Consider the following 14,608-nt stretch of genomic DNA (forward strand, 5'->3'; position numbering starts at 1 on the left):
ATCGACGCCGACGCCTGCGCCGCGGGAGGATATGGTCGTGCGATGCCGTATCTGACCCGCACCGATGACATCTGGGAGCTCTACCTGGGTGCCGAGGGATCCGAACTCGATCCGGACAACCCGGAGAACCGATTCGCAGGTTCGTGGATCACCGAGGTCCGCGGCCTGCTCGAGACCGTCGCCGACGACGCCACCGGGGCACTGGTGATCACCGCGACCGGGAAGTTCTTCAGCAACGGACTCGAGATCGCCGAGGTCGCCGATCCGACGAAGCTCGAGGGCTACATCGATTCGGTGCACGACATCTACGCCCGGGTCCTCACGCTCCCGGTGGCCACGGTTTCCGCGGTCAACGGCCATGCCTTCGGTGCCGGAGCCATGCTCGCACTGTGCGCCGACCACCGCGTCATGCGCACCGAGCGCGGCTACTGGTCGCTGCCCGAGGTGGCGCTCGGCATGCCGTTCCCGCTGGGAATGGCGTCACTGCTGCACGAACGGCTGCCCGAGTCGGTCCGCACAGAGGCGATGACGACGGGACGCCGCTACGGCGGCTCTGAGTCGGCGCAGCTCGGGATCGTCGAGGAGGCCGTCGACGTCGACGAGTTGCTCACCCGCGCCCGCGCCGTGGCCGCCGAACGCACCGCATTCGCCGGCGCCAACCTCCACGCCATCAAGAAGGGGATGCGTCGGGCTCTGCTCGCCGACCTCGCGCCGCAGACGTCGTGATGGACCTCGTCGACGCGTGGCTCGCGACGCACGAGACCGAGATGATCGGCTGGCGCCGAGACCTCCACGCCCACCCCGAGCTGTCACGCCAGGAACACCGCACCACCGAGTTCGTGATGGCCGAGCTGACAAGCGTCGGTCTGCACCCCCAACGGTTGCCGCTCGGCACCGGTGTCGTGTGCGATCTCGGTCCGGCGGGCCCACGTATCGCACTGCGCGCCGACATGGACGCGCTGCCGATCGCCGAGCGCACCGGGTTGCCGTTCACCTCCACCATCGACGGGGTCTCGCACTCCTGCGGCCACGACGCACACACCGCGATCCTGGTCGCCGTCGCGAAGATCCTGGCCGCCGCCGGCGATCTCCCGGTCGGTGTGCGTCTGGTGTTCCAGGCCGCGGAGGAGGTGATGCCCGGAGGCGCTCGTGACGCCGTCGAAGCCGGTGTCACCCAGGGCATCTCACGATTCTTCGCATTGCACTGCGACCCGAAGCTCGAGGTCGGCAAGGTGGGACTGCGGGTCGGCCCCATCACCTCGGCAGCCGACCACATCGATCTGCAGCTGCATTCGCCCGGCGGCCACACCTCGCGGCCACACCTCACCGGTGACCTCGTGCACGCCATGGGGACGGTCATCACCGGCCTGCCCGCCGTGCTGTCGCGCCGTATCGACCCGCGCACCGGCACGGTGATGGTCTGGGGGTCGGCCCATGCCGGTAACGCCGCCAACGCCATTCCCCAGGAGGGGCGTCTGCGCGGCACGGTTCGTACCGGTGACCACGCGACGTGGGCTCTGCTGGAGCCGCTGGTGACCGAGGTGATCGCGGGTCTGTTGGCCCCGCTCGGTGTGCGTCACCAGCTGAACTACCACCGCGGCGTGCCGCCGGTGGTCAACGATCCCGAGGCGACCGAGATGTTGCGGCGCAGCGCGCAGGCCGTGGGTCCCGACACCGTCGCCGGCACCGCGCAATCCGGTGGTGGCGAGGACTTCTCGTGGTACCTCGAACACGTCCCGGGGTCGATGGGCCGTCTCGGCGTGTGGAGCGGTGACGGTGCGCAGGTCGACCTGCACCAGCCGAATTTCGACCTCGACGAACGCGCCATGGCCGTGGGCGTCCGCACCCTCGCGGGACTCGTGCTCGGCGCTCCCGCCGCCTGACGGTCAGGTGTTGAAGCTCTCCCCGGGGCCGGGACCGACGTTCCGGGCGTCGCGCACGCGCAGGGCGTGGACGTACTCGGCGGGTGCACCGGCGATCTCGGCCGCCTCGGCCATCACGCCGATGTAGCGGGCCGAGGGCAGCCCGCCCTCGAAGGCGTCGAGTACATAGAGCCACGCGAGCACGGCGCCGTCGGCGGTGTCGATGCGTGCGCGGATCTTGCGGTGGATCCCGAGTTCGGATCCCTCCCAGCTGTCCAGCGAACTCTCGTCCTCGGGTGTGACGTCATAGAGGACGACGAAGACGCGCGCGTCGGGATCGGACTTGTCCTCGGTGACCGTGGCGAGGGCGCCCTCCCAGCCGATGTCGCCGCCACCGAAGGTGAGGCGCCACCCGTTGAGCCAGCCGGTGCCGGCCATGGGGGAGTGCGGGGCGCGTTCCATCATCTGGTCCGGATGCATGTTCGATCCGTACGCGGCGTAAATCGGCACGGCGAAAGCCTAGATGGTCCCGTCCGCACAGGACAGGGCGCGGTGGGTGAAGTCGTCACCGATCGAGCTCTGGTGCCGGATCGACTAGGTTCTGGGTCAGGGCGGGCACAACCCGGCGCCCTGGACGACGTCGGATTCGAGAATCCAGGAGTGATGCACACGTGACGACCATCGCGATCATCGGCGGCGGACCGGCCGGTTACGAAGCGGCCCTGGTGGCCGCCGCGTACGGGGCCGAGGTCACCGTGATCGACGCCGACGGCATCGGTGGCGCGTGTGTGCTGTGGGACTGCGTCCCCTCGAAGACGTTCATCGCCTCGACCGGTATCCGCACCGAGGTGCGCCGTGCGGTCGACCTGGGCATCAACCTCCACCACGACGACGCGGTCGTCTCTCTCCCACAGATCCACCAGCGGGTACGCGACCTCGCCTACGCGCAGTCGGCCGACATCCGCTCGCGACTGCTCAGCGAGGGCGTGACGGTGATCGCCGGACGCGGCCGACTCGGTGACGTCGAGACGGGCATGTCCACCCACACCGTGATCGTCACCCCGGTGGGCGACGACGGTGCCGCCGACGCCGAGGAGCAGACGGTCCTGGCCGACGTGGTCCTCATCGCGACCGGGGCATCGCCGCGCGTGCTGCCCTCGGCCCAGCCCGACGGTGAACGGATCCTCACGTGGCGTCAGCTCTACGACCTGGAGGAGTTGCCCGAGCACCTCGTGGTCGTCGGATCCGGTGTCACCGGCGCGGAGTTCGTGCACGCCTACACCGAGCTCGGCGTGCAGGTGACCCTGGTCTCCAGTCGCGACCGCGTGCTGCCCGGTGAGGACGAGGACGCGGCGCTGGTCCTCGAGGACGTCCTGGCCGAACGCGGTGTCACGCTGATCAAGCACGCCCGCGCCGACGCCGTCCGACGCACCGACGACGGTGTGGACGTCCACCTCGCCGACGGGAGGGTCATCACCGGATCGCACGTGCTGATGACGGTCGGATCGGTGCCCAACACCGAGAACCTGGGGCTCGCCAAGGTCGGGGTCGAACTGTCGGCCGGCGGCTACCTGTCGGTCGACCGGGTCTCTCGTACCGGGGCGTCGGGCGTCTACGCGGCCGGCGACTGCACGGGACTGCTGCCGCTCGCTTCGGTCGCGGCGATGCAGGGCCGTATCGCGATGTACCACGCCCTCGGCGAGGGCGTCGTGCCGATCAAGCTCAAGACCGTCGCGTCGGCGATCTTCACCCGTCCCGAGATCGCGACCGTCGGTGTGAGCCAACAGGCCATCGACGACGGCGAGTACCCCGCCCGCACGGTGATGTTGCCGCTGGCGACCAACCCCCGCGCGAAGATGAGCGGGCTCCGTCGTGGATTCGTGAAGATCTTCTGCCGACCCGCGACCGGTGTCGTGATCGGTGGTGTCGTGGTGGCGCCCAACGCATCCGAGCTCATCCTTCCCATCGCTCTGGCCGTACAGAACAAGCTGCCGGTCAACGATCTCGCGCAGACGTTCTCGGTGTACCCGTCGCTCACGGGTTCGGTGACCGAGGCGGCGCGGCAGCTGATCCGCCACGACGACCTCGACTGACCTTTCTCACATATCGGGAAACGCATTCCATTCTGTGGCGGGATGGGCGTAGCGTCACCGACGGGACATCCCCACCCTCTCTGGTGACCACACGCATCACCGATTCTTCTCGCCCCTGTCGGAGTGTGTCGTGCCCACCTCTTCTTCCCTCGTCCCGCCGTCTGTCCATCCGTCGCGTTCGGCCGCCGCCGTGCGGGGATCGGCCATCCGAGACCTCCTGCGGCTGACCGAATCGCCCGCGGTCCTGAGCATGGCCGGAGGACTGCCCGCGACCGAGCTGATACCGGCGCAGCGCATCGCCGCCGCCGCCGCCTCGGCCGTCGGTGACCGAGATCTGCTGCAGTACACCGCCAGTGCGGGTCTGCGGCGCACGCGCGAGTCGATCGCCCGCCACGAGGCCGTGGCTCCCGAGCAGGTCCTCGTCACCCATGGTTCGCAGCAGGCGCTGTCGCTGCTCGCCGCGGCGCTGGTCGACCCCGGCGACGTCGTCGTGGTCGATGACCCGGTCTACGTGGGCGCGATGCAGGTCTTCGCATCGGTCGGAGCCGACATCCGGGGGCTGCCCCTGACCGAGAAGGGCATCGACGTGTCGCTGCTCGCGCGGTGGTGCGCCGACGGGCTTCGGCCGACGATCGTGCACACGGTCACCGCCTTCCACAATCCCGGGGGCGTGAGCGCCGACGCGGCTCGACGACGTGACCTCGCCGAGCTCGCCGATCGTCACGGCTTCTGGGTCATCGACGACGACCCATACGGCCGCCTGCGATTCCGTGGTGACGTGCCGGCACCCACGCGCAGCTTCGGCGACCGCGTCATCACCCTCGGTTCGGCGTCGAAGATCCTCGCACCCGCCCTCCGCGTCGGATGGCTGATCGCCCCGCCGCAGGTCGTCGCACTCGTCGAGCGGCTGCGCCAGAGCGCGGACCTGTGCGGCTCGGCCCTGTGCCAGGCCGTCGTCGGCGACCTGCTCGACGACACGGACTGGCTCTCCGCGCACATCGCCGCGGTCGCCGGAGCCTACGGCCGGCGTGCCCATGCACTCGTCGCTGCCCTCGCCGACGTCTTCGGTGAGGCCATCGAGACGTCGGTCCCCGACGGCGGCATGTTCTGCTGGGCGCGGCTTCCCGGCGTGGACACCACAGCGCTGCTCGACGCGGCGGTCGATCATGGGGTGGCATACGTTCCGGGACAGGCATTCTCGGTGCGTCGAGATCTGTCCGATCGACTCCGTCTCAGCTTCGCGACGTTGACCGAGGATCAGTTGCGCACGGCAGCGGGCCGGCTACACGCGGCGACGGCCGCTGGTTAGAGTGAGGTGCCCGCTCGTCGTGTCCGGTCGTGAAGGAGCACCCATGCCCACAGTTCTCGTCACCGGAGCCGGTCGCGGAATCGGTCTCGCGACGACCGAGCGACTCGCCTCGGCGGGCTGGCAGGTCTACGCCGGAGCGCGGTCGGCCGACCATCTCGCGGCCCTGGGTGCGCTCGCCGACGTGCACCCGGTCCGCCTCGACGTCACCGATCCCGATGACGTCGCCGCTCTCGCCGACGTTCTGCCCGAGCGTCTCGACGCCGTGGTCAACAATGCGGGGATCGTGGTGCAGGGACCGGTCGAGGGTGTCGCGCCGGCCGACATCTCCCGCCAACTCGACGTGAACGTCACGGGTCAGATCGCGGTGACGCAGGCGGTGCTGCCGTTGCTGCGGGCGGGCGCGGGTCGGATCGTGTTCATCTCCTCGGTGAGTGGGCGCGTCACCACGCCGGGTACCGGCGTGTACAGCGCATCGAAGTACGCGCTGGAATCACTGGCCGACGCCCTGCGGATCGAGTTGCGTCCGTGGAAGATCGGGGTCAGCCTCATCGAGCCGGGCACCACACACACCGACATCTGGACCGGCATGCTCGACGACTTCGATGCCATGGTGTCGGGGCTCAGCGACGAGCACCGCCGCCTCTACGCCTCACAGAACGCAGGTATGCGGCGACTCCTCCCGCGGATGCAGAAGACCGCCGTGCCGCCGGAGAAGGTTGCCACCGCCGTCGAGAAGGCGCTGACCGATCGGCGGCCGAAGCCGCGTTACCTCTGCGACGCACCGAGTCGTGCCCAGGTCACGCTCAGCGCCGTGACCCCGACGCGTGTCACCGATCTCGTCTTGTCGGTCGCCACGCGCAAGCGCTGAACCGCGGTAGGTCACAGCCGCGGCCAAGAGGTGCCGGTCTCGGTCTCGGCGCGTTGCCAGAGGCGTTGCGCGAGAGCGTAATCACTGGCCTGGGCGGTTCGTCCGGCCAGGGTGGGACCGCCCTTGAGCCCGAGGCGGCTGTCGATGCCGACGTAGCTGCCCGGCGGGATCGGTTCGGTCATGCAGTAGAGCGTGGGTGCCGCGCCGGCGTCGGTGTCGTTGGCGAGGGTCTTGGCGATCGTCTGGGTCACGGTGTGGAACACCGACATCAGCGGTGCGTCGGAGACGTTCGAGAGATTCGACGCGACCCACCCCGGGTGGGTCAGCGCGGTGGTGACCGTCGAGCCCGACTCCCGGAGGCGTCGATCGAGTTCGAGACCCCACAGCATGACGGCGAGCTTCGAACGCCCGTAGGCGCCCATGGGGTTCCACCGCGAGCAGGTGAGGTGCAGATCGTCGAGGTCGAGCGTCGCGAACTTGTGGGCGTCGGAGCCGACATTGACGATCTGCGAACGGACACGCGGTGCCACGAGGTTGGTCAGGGCGAACGGCCCGAGAAAGTTGGTCCCGATCGACATCTCGAAACCGTCGGTGGTCGTCTCGCGCTTCTGCGCGACCAGTCCGGCGTTGTTGACGAGGACGTCGACGTCATCGGTGAGCCGGTCGGCGAACGCGTGCACCGACGCGAGGTCGGACAGGTCCACGTGGGAGACCTCGGTGGACCCACCCATCTCGGCGGCTCGCCGTTCGCCGAGTTCGACGTTGCGCACCGCGAGGATGACGTGTGCGCCGGCCCGGGCCAGGGCGTGGGCGGTCGCGAGCCCGATGCCGTTGGTCGCGCCGGTCACGATCACCCGCTGACCGCTCCGGTCGCCGAGTCGTGCGGGTGTCCACTGCTGATCGCCTGCCATGCGATCCACAGTAGAGGCGGACTCACCCTCGCAGGTCAGGCCGCCCAGGGGCCGACCCCACCGACCTTGTCGATGCGGATGCGGGTGATGAAGCCGGGAGGTGCGTCGGGCGGTGGAAACGCGGTGCCGGGTGGGGCGAGGGTCGCGGCGAGTTCGGTGAGGAGTTCCGGCGCACCACCTTCGATGATCTCCGCGGTGCCGCTGATCGACAGATAGGGCGTCATCATCGATCCCGGGTCCGACCCCAGGATGGTCAGCGCGACCCGTCCGTCGCGACGGACGTTGCGCACCTTGCGGTAGACACCCAGGTGGGCGGTGTGCAACTCGTCGCCGTCGGGTGTCCGCCTCAGGGCGACCCACACCACCGAGACCTGCGGGCTGCCGTCGGGGTCGATCGTCACCAGCGTCGCATCCGCTCCCGAGCCGATCAGGTTCCGTGCCGATTCGTCGAGTTTCATGCCGAGATCAACGCGTGGGTGCCGCGTCCATTCCGGGGTTGTGCCCTCGACGGTCAGGTCTGGCAGGTGGTGCAGTGGTAGAGCACGCGGTCGGTGTCGGAGAAGCCGTCGGGCTCGCCCAGGAAGTCGCGACTCACCGGCGTCCCGCATCGGAAACACGGCCGACCGCCGCGCCCGTAGACGTGATACCGCCTGCCGCTGACCGTGACCCCGGTGGTCGTACGGACGCGATTGGTGCGGTTGGCCTGGAGGAGCCGATGGCACAGATCGACCATGGCCGGGATGTCGACATCACCGACCGGACGGCGCGGATCGACGCCCCGCAGGAAACAGGCCTCACAGCGGAAGACGTTGCCCACCCCGGCCATCAGGTGCTGGTCGAGCAGGGCCAGCCCGACGGGCCGCGCCGGATCGGCGGAGATCAACGCGACGGCGCGGTCGGCGTCCCATCCCGGACCGAGCAGGTCGGGGCCGAGGTAGGCCAACGCCGCGTCGGGTGCGGCCAGCATCTCGGTCGTCCCCAGGTCGAAGCCGACCGCCTCTGCGGCATCGGTGCGCAGCACGATGCGGGCCGTGTACGCCGGCTTGCGCCAGCGGGTCCCGATCCGGTGGACGTGCCAGGCGCCCTCCATCTTGAGATGAGAGTGGATGGCCAGGTCGTCACCGACGTCGATCAGCAGGTGCTTGCCGATCGACCGGACCGATTCGACGGTGCGTCCGGTGAGGTCGGTCGTGGCGTATCGCGGCACACGGAACTGCGTGTACTCCAGCGTCTTCTGCTCGAACGCACGCCGGATACGCGCCGCCGCCTGATACACGGTGTCACCCTCGGGCATGTCAGCGCGCCATGTGCCGCAGTCGTATCCCGCGCGGGGTGGCGGTGAAACCGGATTCGACGAATGCCGCGGCGATCTCGGTGCCGTGGACCGCCTCACCGTCGACGCGTTCGATCTGCAGTTTGCTGACGCGCCCGGACCGCACCACCTCGGCCAGGGCCGCAGCGGCCGGGGCCACGCGGTCGGAGGTATCGCCGAAGGTGAGCACGGTCTTTCCGCCGCGCTCGACGAACAGCGTGAGGTGGCCGTCGACGATCACCACCAGCGCACCGGGTTTGCGGCCCGGACGGTGACCACTGCCCTCGGTCTGTGTGGACTCGGGCCACGGCAGCGCGGCACCGAACGGGTTGGCCGGGTCGGTCGAGGCGAGCACGACGGGGACCGGGGGCTCGGAACGGTCGTCGGTGGTGTCGACGGAATGCTCGCGAAGCGCGTCGACGGTGCCGACCGCCGCGAACTGGGCGCCGCCGAGTCCGTCGATGTAGTAGCCGCGACGGACCTTGCCGCTGTCCTCGAAACCGCTGAGCGCCTTGTAGACCCGGGCGAAACCGCCGGGCACCTCCTCGCCGGTGACCGACCCCTTCGTGACCACCCCGTAGCGTTCCAGCAGCTGCTCGCAGGTGCCGTGGACCGCCACCGTCGCGTCGTCGACACGCCCGGGCAGCGCGAACCAGCGGCCCGCCACCGTCGGCGGGGTGGTACGGGTGCCGAGCTGGTTCTCGGTGAGATAGCGCGTGGTGAGGCGGTGGGCGCGCAGTCGAGGAGCCCGCCCACGACTGCGGTGTGTCGGGTTGCCGCGGGGTGCGCTGCCCACCCGCCGCGGGCTCAGCAGGGCCCGCACCGCGCCGAACGAATCGGTGCTGACATGCCCGGCCCACACCAGGTCCCACAGCGACCGCTCGACGTCCTCGTCGGCCGGTGCGGCGACCGGCGGTGCCGGATCTTTCTGGGCGGGATCGTTCTGTGGGGGATCGTTCTGGGCGGGACCGTCCTGGGACGCATCGACCGCCGCCGAGGGCACCGTCGCCAGTTGGCGGAACTGGTAGGCCCCTCCGCGGGCGAGCGTCTCGATGATGGCCTCGTGGGTGGCGGTGGTGTCGATGTCGACCGGCTCGGGCAGGGTGACCGGCGCGAGGTCGGTGGGGTGCAGGCTGATCCACCCGTCGGAGGTGCCGAGTCGGCCGTGGCCGGCCCACGCGATCTCGCCGGAGGCGAACAACTCGTCGAGCATCGCGGGCTGGTAGTCGACGACCCGGCTGGGCAGCACCAGTGATTCCAGAGCCGAGGCCGGGACGGGCAGTCCGGCCAGCTGGTCGATGGCCGTCGCGACACCGTCGATGCCGCGCAGGCGGGACTTCGCGTTCGGGGCGACGTGCTGCCAGTCGAGCAGGAAGCGTGTGAACGCGTCGGTCGTCACCGGGGCGATCTCGGCCCGGCTCGCGGCGAGTGAGCCGCGACGGATCTGCGCGAGCACGTCGGTGTTGCACCATTGCTGCGAGTCGACGCCGGTACCGGCGGGCTCGGGGCGGAAGTCGCCCTCGATGACGCGTCGCGCCGCAGCGAGGCGGGCCAGGGTGTCGCGGACGACCGCGACGGGCAGACCGGTGGAGGTGCTCGCCTCCGCCACGGTGAACGGCGCGTGGGTACGCGCGTAGCGGGCGACGATGTCGCCGACCGGATCGTCGACGGGCTCGGTGAAGGCGGCCGGGATGCCCAGCGGGGCCGGGATACCCAGTGCGTCACGCAGGCGCGCGGTGTCCTCGACGGCCGCCCACAGCACGCGCCCGCCGTGGTTGACCGAGATGATGCGCCCGGTGGTCTGCAGCGTCGCGAGCAGTGGTGTCGGATCCGGTGGTGTGCGGACACCGTCTGTCGCGGAGTCGTCGGGCTGGGCTTCGGTGGACTGGGCCGTCGGATCGGCGAAGCGATCGGCGATCTCGGCGTCGGTGAGCGGCCCGAGCCACCGCAGCAGATCCGCGATCCCCTCGATGTCGTGCGCACGCCGATCGGGATGCGTCCGTTGCAGTTTCGCCTCGACGTCGGCGATGACGCCGGGATCGAGCAATTCGCGCAGGTCGACCCGTCCGAGGAGCTGCGCGAGCAGCGCGGTGTCGAGTGACAGCGCTGCGGCCCGCCGCTCGGCGAGGGGTGCGTCGTCGGCGTACATGAACGCGCCCACGTAGCCGAACAGCAGCGAGGCCGCCAACGGCGACGGCGTGGTGGTCTCGGTCTCGACGATCCGGATGTTCCGCGAGGAGATGCCGGTGAGGAGATCGGTCAGCGCGGGCAGGTCGTAGACGTCCTGCAGGCATTCGCGCAACGTCTCGAGGATGATCGGGAACTGCGGATACCGTGCCGCGACCTGCAGCAGGGCAGCGCTGCGCTGGCGTTGCTGCCACAGCGGTGCCCGGCGGCCGGGGTTGCGGCGGGGCAGCAGCAGTGCCCGCGCCGCGCACTCGCGGAAACGACTGGCGAACAACGACGATCCGCCGAGCTCGTCGGTCACGAGCTGCTCGACCTCGTCGGGGTCGATGGTGAACATCGCGGTGCCCGGCGGTTCGTCGTCGGTGTCGGGGAGACGCACGATGATGCCGTCGTCGGACGCGGTGACCACGCCGTCGAGCCCGAGCCGCTCGCGCAGGCGGGCCCCGATGGCACTCGCCCAGGGCGCGTGCACCCGTAATCCGTAGGGCGAGTGCAGGATCACGCGCCAGTCACCGAGCTCGTCGCGGAAACGTTCGATGACGAGGGTCTTGTCGGTGGGGAGAAACCCGGTGGCGTCCTTCTGTTCGGCGATGAGCGTGGCGAGGTTGTCGCGGGCGTAGGTGGTCAGCCCGAGCTCGCGGGCTCGGGTGTCGAGTGCGCTCGACGACGCGGCGGTCAGACCGTCGGAGCCCTCGCCGCGCGCCCCGACACCGCCGAGGCCCTGGCCGATCTCGCCCACGAACTTGCCGATGGCCTCGCCGAGCTCGCTCGGGCGACCGACGGCATCACCGATCCAGAAGGGCAGGCGACCCGGCGAACCGGCGGCGGGGGAGACCAGGACCCGGTCGTGGGTGATGTCCTCGATCCGCCAGCTCGATGCACCGAGCGCGAAGATGTCACCGACGCGGGACTCGTAGACCATCTCCTCGTCGAGTTCGCCGACGCGCGTGCCCTTCTCGCCGACCATGAACACGCCGAACAGGCCTCGGTCGGGGATGGATCCGCCGGAGGTGACGGCGAGACGTTGGGCGCCGGGCCGTCCGGTGATGGTGCCGGCGTCGCGATCCCAGACCACGCGGGGACGCAGCTCGGCGAACTCGTCGGACGGGTAGCGGCCGGCGAGCAGGTCGAGGGTGGCGTCGTAGGCCGAGCGCGGCAGCGTCGCGTACGGCGCGGCACGGCGAACGGTCGAATACCACTGTTCGACGTCGAGGTCGTCGACGGCCGACGCCGCGACCGTCTGCTGGGCGAGGATGTCGAGGGGGTTGGCCGGTACCCGGATCTCCTCGATGAGGCCGTCTTTCATCCGCGACACCGCGACGGTCGCGTGGATGAGGTCGGCGCGGTGCTTCGGGAACAGCACGCCGCGGCTGATCTCGCCGACCTGGTGGCCCGCGCGCCCGATTCGCTGCAGGCCGCTGGCGACCGAGGGCGGCGTCTCGACCTGGATCACGAGATCGACCGCGCCCATGTCGATGCCCAGTTCCAGCGAGCTGGTGGCGACGACGCACCGCAGACGGCCGGCCTTGAGATCATCCTCGATGAGCGCGCGCTGCTCCTTGCTCACCGACCCGTGGTGGGCGCGGGCCAGCACCGGGTCGGCGCCCTGGCTGGTGCCGCTGGCCATCACGAGTGCCGGCGCGCCGCCCGGGACGGCGTCGTTCGATTCCTCGTCGCCGCCCGCGCCGGTCCGCTCGGCGTGGATCTCGTTGAGGCGGGCGGTCAACCGCTCCGAGAGACGACGCGAGTTGGCGAACACGATCGTCGACCGGTTCTTCTCGACGAGGTCGACGATGCTCGATTCGACGAACGGCCACAACGATCCCGCCGTGGGGGCCGCCTCGTCGTCGAACTCGTCGGGTCCCGGCGGCGCCGGGATGTTGGCCATGTCGGGGACCGGCACGTCGACGGTGAGGTCGAAGGTCTTGGCCGCGGGCGGCGAGACGATGGTGCACGGCGCCGAACCGGCCAGGAACCCGGCCACACGTTCGGCGGGCCGCACCGTGGCCGACAGGCCGATGCGTTGCGCGGGTGTCGTGAGCAGGTCGTCGAGACGTTCCAACGACAGCGCGAGGTGGGTGCCGCGCTTGGTGCTCGCCACGGCGTGCACCTCGTCGATGATCACCGTGTGCACCGACGTCAGCGTCTCGCGGGCCGACGAGGTGAGCATCAGGAACAGCGACTCGGGCGTGGTGATGAGGATGTCGGGCGGGGTCTTGAGGAGGAGCCGACGCTGCGCGGTCGGGGTGTCGCCGGAGCGCACCCCGACGGTGATCTCGGGTACCGGCAGACCGAGGGCCGCCGCCGACCGCGTGATACCCGCCAACGGTGCACGCAGGTTGCGTTCGACATCGACCGCGAGTGCCTTGAGCGGGGAGATGTAGAGAACGCTGGTCTGCCGCTTGGCCGCCCCGTCCTTCGTCGACGTCGTGGATCCGGCGGGTGTCGCCGGTGCAGCGGGCTCGCGGGCGAGCCGGTCGAGCGCCCACAGGAACGCCGAGAGCGTCTTGCCGGACCCCGTGGGGGCGACGACGAGGGTGTGTGACCCGTCGGCGATCGCGCTCCACGCCCCCGACTGGGCGGGCGTGGGTTCGCGGAAGGCTCCGGTGAACCAGTCACGGGTCGGCGCGCTGAAGCGTTCCAGCACCTCGACGTCCGTGGATGTGGTCATCGGTCCATGATCCACCACCGGTCCGACAGCCCGCGTCTGCCGTCTGATGAGGTCGACCGGCGCCACACCGGAGCGCACTGGTGTTGACCAGCGGCGATCGCCACCCATACAGTTCACCCAGCCGAGCACACGGAGAATCCGGTGACATTCCGGAACGGTCGCGCCACTGTGTGGTCCCCTGCAGGTCAGGGGACTCGAGTCAGATATCCGATGCACGGTCATCCCATCCACACCACGCGGGACGCGTCATCCCGCGAGAGGAGATCCATGTCCACCACATCCGTCGCCACCCGCAGGGCCTCGGGCCCGCTGGTCCTCGATACCCCCGACGTCTCGGTGATCAACACCGCGCTGTGGCTCACCGCCACCACCGCGGTCGCCGCGCTCGCCTACTACTTCCTTGGCTACGACCAGGGAGCGGTCTCGGTCTTCGGCGCCGACACCCACGTCCACGAGTTCGTCCACGACGCTCGTCACTTCCTCGGCTTCCCCTGCCACTGATCCCCTCCCGGTCGCAGAGAAGGAAACCGACAACTCCATGGAGAAGAAGTTCATCGGCGCAGGCCTGGTCTCGGGTCTGGTCGCCGGATTGTTCGCGTTCGTGTTCGCCCGCATCTTCATCGAACCGCAGGTCGCGAAGGCCATCGACTACGAGTCGGGTCGCAGCCACGCCGAGGAGATGCTCGCCGGGGAGCACGGGGCCCATGAGCACGGTGAGGTGTTCACCCGGTCGGTGCAGGAGAACATCGGAGCCGGCGTCGGCTCGATCGTCTTCGGCCTGGCGATGGGTGCGATCTTCGCGGTCGTGTTCACCGTGCTGTGGGCCTACGTCGGTCGGCGGTACCCGCTGGTGGACCCGCGCCTGGTGGCCGGTCTGCTGGCGTTCGGCGGTTTCGTCGCGGTGTACCTGGTGCCGTTCGGCAAGTACCCGGCGAACCCGCCCGCCGTCGGCAACGACGACACCATCGGCTCGCGCAGCGGGTCCTACCTGACGATGACGCTCGTGTCGCTGGCCGTCGCGATCGCCGCCGTGGTGCTGGCGTTCTGGTTGCTGCCGCGTATCGGCGGTCTCTACGCGCTGATCGTGTCGACGGTCGGCTACCTGGCGGTGGTCGGTGTCGCGATGGCGGTGTTGCCGAGTTTCGACGAGGTCCCCACCGCCCTGAGGTCGCCGGACGGCACGATCGTGTTCCCGGGCTTCCCCGGGGACGTGGTCGGGACATTCCGGTTCTACTCGATCGCGAACCAGATGATCCTCTGGGCGGTGCTGGGGCTCGTGTTCGCGGTGGTCCTCACCCGCCTGTCCCGCCGGTCGACGGGTGCGCAGGGCACCCGGCCGGACGCCGCGCAGGTCCGCTGACCATCCGGCTCGTCGCAGCCGCTCGCTCCGCACCG

Annotated in this window: 12 protein-coding genes; 7 read left to right on the plus strand and 5 right to left on the minus strand. The window is 69.9% G+C overall.

Going from position 1 to position 14,608, the window contains the following annotated elements:
• Positions 1 to 42 precede the first annotated feature (42 nt).
• Positions 43 to 726, plus strand: coding sequence for an enoyl-CoA hydratase/isomerase family protein (locus tag TU34_RS07120; protein ID WP_045822127.1), 684 nt, complete (start codon positions 43 to 45; stop codon positions 724 to 726).
• Positions 726 to 1,883 carry an amidohydrolase gene (locus TU34_RS07125; RefSeq protein WP_045822128.1) on the plus strand — a complete coding sequence of 386 codons (1,158 nt, stop codon included), beginning with the start codon at positions 726 to 728 and terminating at the stop codon, positions 1,881 to 1,883. The genes TU34_RS07120 and TU34_RS07125 overlap by 1 nt, the downstream gene beginning before the upstream one ends.
• 3 nt (positions 1,884 to 1,886) lie before the next feature.
• Here the strand turns inward: TU34_RS07125 and TU34_RS07130 are convergent, their stop codons facing one another.
• Positions 1,887 to 2,372 carry a gamma-glutamylcyclotransferase family protein gene (locus TU34_RS07130; RefSeq protein ID WP_045822129.1) on the minus strand — a complete coding sequence of 162 codons (486 nt, stop codon included), beginning with the start codon at positions 2,370 to 2,372 and terminating at the stop codon, positions 1,887 to 1,889.
• 161 nt (positions 2,373 to 2,533) lie between these two features.
• Here TU34_RS07130 and TU34_RS07135 point away from each other — a divergent pair, with 161 nt between their 5' ends.
• The 3 genes from TU34_RS07135 (at position 2,534) to TU34_RS07145 (ending at position 6,132) form a co-directional block, all read left to right on the plus strand.
• Positions 2,534 to 3,955: an NAD(P)H-quinone dehydrogenase gene (locus tag TU34_RS07135; protein WP_045822130.1), complete on the plus strand. Its 1,422-nt coding sequence runs from the start codon at positions 2,534 to 2,536 to the stop codon at positions 3,953 to 3,955.
• A gap of 130 nt (positions 3,956 to 4,085) precedes the next feature.
• Positions 4,086 to 5,264: an aminotransferase-like domain-containing protein gene (locus tag TU34_RS07140; RefSeq protein ID WP_150116434.1), complete on the plus strand. Its 1,179-nt coding sequence runs from the start codon at positions 4,086 to 4,088 to the stop codon at positions 5,262 to 5,264.
• Positions 5,265 to 5,307: 43 nt separating this feature from the next.
• Entirely contained in the window at positions 5,308 to 6,132 is an 825-nt protein-coding gene (locus tag TU34_RS07145; protein WP_045822132.1) for an SDR family oxidoreductase, read from the plus strand.
• Between the two features lie 11 nt (positions 6,133 to 6,143).
• Here TU34_RS07145 and TU34_RS07150 read toward each other — a convergent pair whose 3' ends face one another.
• The 4 genes from TU34_RS07150 to TU34_RS07165 are packed head-to-tail and all read right to left on the minus strand — an operon-like array spanning position 6,144 to position 13,213.
• Entirely contained in the window at positions 6,144 to 7,043 is a 900-nt protein-coding gene (locus TU34_RS07150; RefSeq protein WP_045822274.1) for an SDR family NAD(P)-dependent oxidoreductase, read from the minus strand.
• 35 nt (positions 7,044 to 7,078) lie between these two features.
• Entirely contained in the window at positions 7,079 to 7,501 is a 423-nt protein-coding gene (locus TU34_RS07155) for a PPOX class F420-dependent oxidoreductase (protein WP_045822133.1), read from the minus strand.
• 53 nt (positions 7,502 to 7,554) lie between these two features.
• Positions 7,555 to 8,337 (minus strand): DNA-formamidopyrimidine glycosylase family protein, encoded by a 783-nt coding sequence (locus tag TU34_RS07160; RefSeq protein WP_045822134.1) that lies wholly within the window; start codon positions 8,335 to 8,337, stop codon positions 7,555 to 7,557.
• Between the two features lies 1 nt (position 8,338).
• Positions 8,339 to 13,213 carry an ATP-dependent helicase gene (locus TU34_RS07165; RefSeq protein ID WP_045822275.1) on the minus strand — a complete coding sequence of 1,625 codons (4,875 nt, stop codon included), beginning with the start codon at positions 13,211 to 13,213 and terminating at the stop codon, positions 8,339 to 8,341.
• 267 nt (positions 13,214 to 13,480) lie between these two features.
• On the opposite strand from TU34_RS07165, the gene TU34_RS07170 reads away from it, so the two are divergent.
• Both TU34_RS07170 and TU34_RS07175 read left to right on the plus strand, forming a co-directional pair.
• Positions 13,481 to 13,714: a CbtB domain-containing protein gene (locus tag TU34_RS07170; protein WP_045822276.1), complete on the plus strand. Its 234-nt coding sequence runs from the start codon at positions 13,481 to 13,483 to the stop codon at positions 13,712 to 13,714.
• A gap of 37 nt (positions 13,715 to 13,751) precedes the next feature.
• Positions 13,752 to 14,573 carry a CbtA family protein gene (locus TU34_RS07175; protein WP_045822135.1) on the plus strand — a complete coding sequence of 274 codons (822 nt, stop codon included), beginning with the start codon at positions 13,752 to 13,754 and terminating at the stop codon, positions 14,571 to 14,573.
• Positions 14,574 to 14,608: the final 35 nt, after the last annotated feature.

The sequence above is a fragment of the Williamsia herbipolensis genome (assembly GCF_000964005.1).
GTDB classification, from domain to species: Bacteria; Actinomycetota; Actinomycetes; order Mycobacteriales; family Mycobacteriaceae; genus Williamsia_A; species Williamsia_A herbipolensis.

Bases quoted from the DNA above. Each gene is read 5' to 3' on its own strand.
- TU34_RS07125 (WP_045822128.1), top strand. From the start codon at position 726: ATGGACCTCGTCGACGCGTGGCTCGCGACGCACGAGACCGAGATGATC.
- TU34_RS07120 (WP_045822127.1), top strand. From the start codon at position 43: ATGCCGTATCTGACCCGCACCGATGACATCTGGGAGCTCTACCTGGGT.
- TU34_RS07150 (WP_045822274.1), bottom strand. From the start codon at position 7,043: ATGGCAGGCGATCAGCAGTGGACACCCGCACGACTCGGCGACCGGAGC.
- TU34_RS07145 (WP_045822132.1), top strand. From the start codon at position 5,308: ATGCCCACAGTTCTCGTCACCGGAGCCGGTCGCGGAATCGGTCTCGCG.
- TU34_RS07165 (WP_045822275.1), bottom strand. From the start codon at position 13,213: ATGACCACATCCACGGACGTCGAGGTGCTGGAACGCTTCAGCGCGCCG.
- TU34_RS07160 (WP_045822134.1), bottom strand. From the start codon at position 8,337: ATGCCCGAGGGTGACACCGTGTATCAGGCGGCGGCGCGTATCCGGCGT.
- TU34_RS07175 (WP_045822135.1), top strand. From the start codon at position 13,752: ATGGAGAAGAAGTTCATCGGCGCAGGCCTGGTCTCGGGTCTGGTCGCC.
- TU34_RS07155 (WP_045822133.1), bottom strand. From the start codon at position 7,501: ATGAAACTCGACGAATCGGCACGGAACCTGATCGGCTCGGGAGCGGAT.
- TU34_RS07170 (WP_045822276.1), top strand. From the start codon at position 13,481: ATGTCCACCACATCCGTCGCCACCCGCAGGGCCTCGGGCCCGCTGGTC.